The 6644-nt window shown below is 71.6% G+C and carries 6 protein-coding genes; 1 reads left to right on the forward strand and 5 read right to left on the reverse strand.

Features of this window, described 5'->3' with window-relative positions; all coding sequences use genetic code 11:
- Positions 1–65 precede the first annotated feature (65 nt).
- The 3 genes from E1166_RS09545 to E1166_RS09555 all read right to left on the reverse strand — a co-directional run bounded on the left by E1166_RS09545 (position 66) and on the right by E1166_RS09555 (position 3978).
- Positions 66–1106: a hypothetical protein gene (locus E1166_RS09545; RefSeq protein WP_132337647.1), complete on the reverse strand. Its 1041-nt coding sequence runs from the start codon at positions 1104–1106 to the stop codon at positions 66–68.
- Entirely contained in the window at positions 1103–2041 is a 939-nt protein-coding gene (locus tag E1166_RS09550; protein WP_132337649.1) for a transporter substrate-binding domain-containing protein, read from the reverse strand. Before E1166_RS09550 ends, E1166_RS09545 begins: the two co-directional genes overlap by 4 nt.
- Before the next feature lie 137 nt (positions 2042–2178).
- The gene (locus tag E1166_RS09555) at positions 2179–3978 is read right to left on the reverse strand and encodes an alpha/beta hydrolase (protein ID WP_132337651.1); all 1800 of its coding nucleotides are present in this window, start codon (positions 3976–3978) and stop codon (positions 2179–2181) included.
- Between the two features lie 260 nt (positions 3979–4238).
- On the opposite strand from E1166_RS09555, the gene E1166_RS09560 reads away from it, so the two are divergent.
- Positions 4239–4553 carry a hypothetical protein gene (locus E1166_RS09560; protein ID WP_132337653.1) on the forward strand — a complete coding sequence of 105 codons (315 nt, stop codon included), beginning with the start codon at positions 4239–4241 and terminating at the stop codon, positions 4551–4553.
- Here the strand turns inward: E1166_RS09560 and E1166_RS09565 are convergent.
- Both E1166_RS09565 and E1166_RS09570 read right to left on the reverse strand, forming a co-directional pair.
- Entirely contained in the window at positions 4540–6075 is a 1536-nt protein-coding gene (locus E1166_RS09565) for a serine/threonine-protein kinase (RefSeq protein ID WP_132337655.1), read from the reverse strand. The two genes, E1166_RS09560 and E1166_RS09565, sit on opposite strands and share 14 nt — an antisense overlap.
- Positions 6076–6106: 31 nt before the next feature.
- Entirely contained in the window at positions 6107–6541 is a 435-nt protein-coding gene (locus tag E1166_RS09570) for a hypothetical protein (RefSeq protein WP_132337657.1), read from the reverse strand.
- Positions 6542–6644: the final 103 nt, after the last annotated feature.

Below are 6644 nucleotides of genomic sequence, written 5' to 3' on the forward strand. Positions count from 1 at the left end.
ACCAACACGATCGCTGGGCACACGCCCGCAGCAGGCCGCGTGGGCCGAGGTGCGGCCACCCCCACTCAGCGCGCCGTGCGGCAGGCCGCGTCGATCCGGTGCACCGGGCGGACCCGGCGGCCCAGTCCCTCCAGCAGCGAGTCCTCGACGTGCATGTCCCGCACCCGTAGCTGGCGTCGGGGCAGTTCCTCCTCGCTGGGGCAGAGCACCTGCGCGCGTACCCGGTCCACCGGCAGGTAACGGACCCCGCCCCGCTCCTGGAGCAGCACCAGGTTGACGTCGTCGACGGTGACCACGTGCCCCCGCACGTCCTCGGTGACGCCCTCGGTGGACTCGACGGTGGTGACCGTCAGCGGCAGCACGGGGGTGCTGATCACCGGCAGCGCCGCCCAGACCAGCATCGCCAGCACGGCCGCCTCGGTCACCGAGGCCAGGGGCCGGATCACCGCCGCCGGCAGTGGGCCGGTGACGCCCAACGCCAACACCGGCGGGGCGACGAACAGCAGCAACGCCAGCACCTCCCGCTGCCGCCCGGCCTCGATCAGGGTGGGGGCGAGCAGCCAGCCGTACCCGGCGAGGAGCGCGGCGAGCAGGAGCAACCGAGGTATCCGCTGCTCGTGCAGCCGGGCCGGGGTGAGCTGGAACGCGGCGACGAACGCCGGGATGAGCAGCGGCAGATAGAGCAGCGGCCAGGTGACCAGGGCGAGCAGGAAGCTGGCCACCACGAACCAGGCCGGAACGATGTCCATCCAACGGACGAAGAGCGGCCGGCGGATGCCGGGGGGCATCCGTTCCACGCTGACCCGCAGCACCGCACCGAGGGCGAACACGGCGACCAGGCCGGTGGAGAGCAGCCGTGCGGCCGTGGTGAGGAAGCCGGCCAGCAGGTTGACCGGGCCGACGTTCGCCACCAGCAGCAGCGTGGTCTGGAGTTCCCCGCCGGCCTCCACGCCGAGGCGCAGCACGGAGAAGACCGCGGGCACGCCGACCACGGCGGTCCAGAAGGACTGGCTGGCGCGGGCCCGCCGCTCGGCCCGGTCCGGCCCGTCCTGGTACGCCCCGGCGAGGGCCACGCCTTCCGTGACGGGCGCCGCCGGGGCGCTCACCGCCGGGGCGCCTTGTCGTCGAAGTCCACCAGTTTCGGCACGTCCAGCGGCTGCGGCTGCGTCTTGGGCTGTTTCATCCACGGCCCGAGGGTCCGGTGGTACGCGGCCAGCCAGGGACTGGTCAGCCCTTGGCGACCCTGCTGGTAGCTCTTGTCGAGGAAGAAGGCGACCAGGTCGCGCAGCGCGGGATCACCGATCGACACCCCGATGCCGAGCGTCTCGCTGGTGCCGAACGGCATGTCGACGATCTCGAACTCGGTCGGGTGCTGGGAGAGGAAGCCGGCCAGGATCGTCTCGTCGGAGCTGACCACGTCGTACCGGCCCTCCCGGATGCCCTTGACGCAGTCGGCGACCCGCTTCACCACCAGCGCCTTGATCTGGTGCTTCTCCAGCTCGGCCTCGGTGGTGGAGCCGCCGCTGGTGCAGACCTTGTACGCGGGGTCGCGAAGGTCCTCGATGGTGCGGATCCTGTCCTTGAGCCGGTTCGGCACCATCACCTCCTGCGTGGTGACGAAGTACGGCCCGGCGAAGGCGACCAGCTTCTTGCGGTCCTCGTTCATGGAGAAGCTGGAGACGACCAGATCCACCACCCCACCCTGCAGGGCGGGGATGCGGTCCTCGGTGGCCAGTGGGACGAACTCGATCCGCTGGTCGCCCTCGTAGCCGAGTGAGGAGGCGATGTACCGGGCGATCTCGACGTCGAAGCCGACGTAGGTGCCGTTGCGCAGTTCGCCCATCAGCGGCTCGGTTGCGGCAACGCCGATCCTGATCCGCGGCTGCCCGTCGATCTGCGACTCGCGGAGCTTGTCCAGCACCGAGGGGAGCGACGGCTCCCGCCGGTTGTCGCAGCCGGCCGCCGCGGAGAGGCTCAGAGTCATGGCCACCGCCAGAGTGGTGGCGACCGAACGGAGCCGGTGGGTGAAGAGGTGGTACATCGGCTACCTCGCTGACGGGCACGGGTCTGCGAAGCACCCAGCGTAGCCGCCACACTCCACTGCGGTGATCGTCCGGATGTCCGAAGGGAACCGGGGTACGACGGGTGGCCCGAGCACCCGTCGTACCCCGGTGTCTGTCAGCGGAGGGTGAGAATCCCCACCGCGGGCAGCGGCGCGACGACCGGCGGGAGCCGCTTCGGCTCGCCCCGGGCCGGCCGGCCCTCGCGGGCCAGCGTGCTCTTCGACTCGGCGGCCCGGGTCACCTCGGGCTCCTCCGGCAGGTCCATGAAGGGCTGCACGTCACCGACGCAGACGGTGCCCTTCTTCGGCAGCGTGCCGTTGAGCAGGTACGCGTCGATGGCCCCCGTGGCGCAGTCCGAGGTGCCGTACGCGGTGTGACCCCAGTTGTCGCTGCTGAGTAGCCGGCTGTTCGGCAGCAGCTTGGCCGAGCTGACCGCCGCGTCGTAGTTGGTCGCCGGGTCCCAGTAGTTGCCGACCACCAGCACCGGGGCGGCGGTCTTCCGGTTGAACGGACCGGTGTAGGCGTCCTCGTCCCGGACGGTCCAGGCGTCCCGGCCGCAGGACGCGGTGGCCCAGGCCCAGGCCCGGCCGAAGTACGGGGCGCGCTTGTCCTCCGCGGCGCTCAGCGCCGGCCAGTCGGCCACCTTCTTCGGGTGGTACCCGTCGGTGCAGTCGACTCCGAGGAAGGTCTCCAGCCCGTTGTTGTACGGGAAGTCGAACCGGCGCTGCTGGCGGGCCCGCTCGGCCCGCGCGGTGAGGCTCTTGCTCGCCTCCGCCCGCCGGGCCGGGCTCACCGACGTCGGCTCGATGAGGGCCAGCAGTTCGGCGGTGATGGCGTCGATGTCGGAGTAGCCGTTCGGGCTGTAGAGCGCGCCGAGGCTGGCGCCGACGAAGTCGGAGTATTTGATGGTGACGGTGCCGAATCCCGGGTCCTCGATCACCAGCGGAGCCTTCTGCAGCCGCTTCGCCACCTTCTCGTACGCGGCGACGGGGTTGGCGGCGATGGAGCACTTCTCCGTACCGGCCTTCTTGCACCGGTCGAGGATCTCGCGCAGCGCCTTGTACGCCCCGTCGGCGCTGCGCAGCCGGGTCTCCTGGAGCTGGTCGCGGGCCTTGCCCTGGCCGACCCAGGCGTTCGGGTCGAGCACGCCGTCGATGACGACCGCGCGGACCCGGTCCGGGAACATGTTGGCGTAGTACTGGCCGAGCGCGCTGCCGTAGCTGAAGCCGAGGTAGCTCAGCTTCTTGTCGCCCACGGCCCGCCGCAGCACGTCCATGTCGCGGGCCACCTCGGCGGTCGACATGGCGCCGGTGAGCGGCTTTCCGGTGATGGAGCAGGCCTTGCCGACCGCCCGGGACGAGGCGATGTACGCGTTCTCCTCGGCCTTCGTCCACGGGAAGGCCACGTTCAGCCCGGCGTACGCCCGGGTCTGGTCCTTGACCGAGGGGAAGCACTTGACGTTCTGGCTGGCGGCGACGCCGCGCGGGTCGATCCCGACCACGTCGAACCGGTCCAGCACCTCGTCGGAGAGGAAGTACGGCGCGGCGAGCGCGATGTCGGTGCCGGAGCCGCCCGGGCCGCCCGGGTTGACGAAGAGGCTTCCGATTCGGGCCTGCCGGTCGCGGGCCTTGACCCGCAGCAGGGCGACCTCGGTGGTGGCGCCCTTGGGCTGGTCGTAGTCGAGCGGCAGGTCGACCGTGGCGCACTCGGCGTAGTCGTAGCAGGCGTACCAGTCGAGCTTGGGCGTCGGCACGCGGTCGACCCGCTTGGCCTCGGCCGGGCTGGTGCGGTCCGACGTGGTCGGACGGCCCCAGTTGGCGCTGCTCGGCGACGCGGTCGCGGGCGCGACCACCGATCCGGCGAGGAAGAGGCCGGCGACTCCGGCTGCGGCCAGGGACCGGGACGTACGTGGCATGTGGATGCCTTCCGGTAAAGGATGGGGACTGCCGAAGAGGGCAACCCTCTCGGCCTCCGTCACTCTAGGGACGAACGGCAACACAAGCAGCCCGACAAACGCCGTAAAGCATCCGATTTTTTCGACCGATGTAACGAATTTTTCATGATCGACGCTGGTTTTCTCCGTACCGTCTCCAGGCATCACCGTTCCGTCGCGGTGGGCGCACCGGGCCGACACCCCCGGCTTGACACCCGGCGCGACGCGGCGATGCTTGTCGGGTGAGGCGAATCCTCCGGCCGGACGCGCGCGTCGTGGCGCTGCTCGCGTCGCTCGCGGCCGTCGCGACGCTGGCGGCACTGGTCGTCTGGCATCCCGCCAACCTCCTCATGGTGGGGCTGGCGCTGCTCTGCGTCGTGCTCACCACCATCACCGGCACGGCGGTGGCCGCGGCGCGCGAGCGGACCGACCGGTCGAGCACCGGTGAGGCACCGCCAGATCAGCCTGACGTCCTGCCCGTTGGTCTCGACGCCGACACCCTGGACGCCCTGGACAGTGCGGCGGTCCGCGCCCAGCTGGGCCTCAACGACCGGTGAGGGTGGGAGCCAGCAGCGCGTCGACGCCCCTGCCGGCGAGGCAGCGGTAGGTCCGGTCGGAGTCGGTGCTGGGCGGCAGCACCTCCAGGCGCCACCCCTGAGGTTGCTCTATCCCGCTGGTCAACCGGAAGGTCCGCAGACTGCACACCTGATTCACGGCCGGATGGGCGACGATCTCGGCGTGCTCCGCGTCGACCAGCGCGACCGGTAGCTCGCCCTGGGCGTAGGTCTCCCAGGTGTGCCGACGGTCGCAGGAGACCTCGGCCGCCTCGGCCCGCCCCCCACGCAGCCGGACCGGCCCGAAGCACTCCAGTTGCGACGTGCAGCCGGCCCCCGGCGGCAGGGTCGCCATGGTCGCCCCCGAGCATCCGGGCAGGGTGCCCCAGCTCGCGGTCGGACCGGAGGTGGCGCCGGCCACCGGGGTCGGGGTCGGCGCGACCACCAGCGGGGCACCACCGGCCACCCACGCCCCGGCGCTCGCCGACGCGGCCAGGGCGAGCACTCCGGCACCGCCGAGGAACCACCGTCGCCGCCGCCGGCCCGGCTGCGCTGGCGGCTGGCTACCCGCCGCCGGCGGCCGGGGCGGGCCGGAGGGATCCACTGTGTACCTGCCGAAGATGCTGCCGCCGGTGGTGGTGGCACCGCCCGGGGCCGGGGTGCCGCTCACCGGGGCGCCACTGACCGGCGCCGAGGCCGGGTCCAACGGCAGGGCGCGGAGCAGGTCGCGCAGCTCGATCGCGGACGGGCGGGCACCGGGATCGTTGGACATCCCGGCACGCAGCACGTCGACCAGTTCGGTCGGCACCCCGGGCAGCTCCGGGATCGGCTGGTTGAACAGCTCCAGTACGGTGACCAGGCTCGGGTTCCGCTCGGACTGCCAGCGCGGCGGGCGACCGTACATCACCGCGTAGAGGGTGGCGCAGAGCGCGTACACATCGACGGCCGGCGACGGGGGGTCGTGGTTGAACGTCTCCGGCGGCGCGTACGCGGGGGTCAGCACCTCCAGGGTGACCGAGGCGTCGCGCGCCTCGGCCAGCACGGCGAGCCCGAAGTCGGCGAGGACGGCCGGATTGAAGTGCGAGTAGAGGATGTTCGCCGGCTTCACGTCGCGATGCAGCACCCCCGCCGCGTGTGAGTGGGCGAGCGCGTCCGCGATCTTGACGCCGAGGTCACGGGCCTCCGCGGCACCGAGCGGGGAGGTGCGCATCCGCTCGGCGTACGAGCCGTCGCAGAGTTCCATGATCAGATATGGGTGCTGGTCGACGGTGACCCCGACGTCGAAGAGGTCCACCACGTGCGGATGGGACGACATCCGGCCGGCGGCACGCGCTTCCCGGAGGAACCGGGCCTGGTCCCGCTCGCTGTCCAGCGTCCGGTTCTCCACCTTGACGGCGACCTCTCGCCCCACCGAGATCTGGGTGGCCTTGTAGACGGTGGCATAGCCACCTCGGGCGAACACCCGCAGATCGGTCAGACCGGGCACAATGGGCAGCCGCAGGGCGCCAGGCGGGGTGTCGGTCACGGGTTCGAAAATACCTGTCCCACCGGGCCGCTCAGCCGACCGTACCGACGGTGGAACCGGGGCCGGCGACACGACCGGCGTCCCACCGCAGGCCAATCGCGGTGGCGACCGCGCCGAGCCCCTCCCAGAGAGCCACCCCGAAGAACTCGGCCGGTGCCACCTCGGCCAGCACGATCAACGTGAAGACGGTGAAGGTGACCAGCCGGAAGACCACGGTGAAGCGGTAGAAGGCCCGCCACTCGGTGGCCGCCGCCAGCAGGTAGTAGGCCCCCATGTTGAACGAGGCCATCGAAGCCGCGGTGAGGAACGTGCCGGTGTAGTCGCCGGCCTCCCGTCGCGCCGGCACCTGGAAGCCGAGCAGCCGCAGCTGTGTCTCGGGCCAGACGAGACCGAGCGCGCCGAGCAGCAGCGCCAGGACGCCGAAGACCGCGATTGTCCAGCCGGCGCCGGAACGCGGCAGCCTCATCCGTCCTCCCCGTCCACGGCCACCACGGCGGGCGGCCTCTTGGACCCCAGAGGCTAACGGCATCCCCCGACCCACACATCCCCGGAACCGTCAGACCTCGGGC

The organism is Micromonospora sp. KC213, from assembly GCF_004348325.1.
Taxonomy (GTDB): Bacteria; Actinomycetota; Actinomycetes; order Mycobacteriales; family Micromonosporaceae; genus Micromonospora.

Coding starts and splice junctions, on each gene's coding strand:
- E1166_RS09550 (WP_132337649.1), bottom strand. CDS start 2,041: ATGTACCACCTCTTCACCCACCGGCTCCGTTCGGTCGCCACCACTCTG.
- E1166_RS09555 (WP_132337651.1), bottom strand. CDS start 3,978: ATGCCACGTACGTCCCGGTCCCTGGCCGCAGCCGGAGTCGCCGGCCTC.
- E1166_RS09570 (WP_132337657.1), bottom strand. CDS start 6,541: ATGAGGCTGCCGCGTTCCGGCGCCGGCTGGACAATCGCGGTCTTCGGC.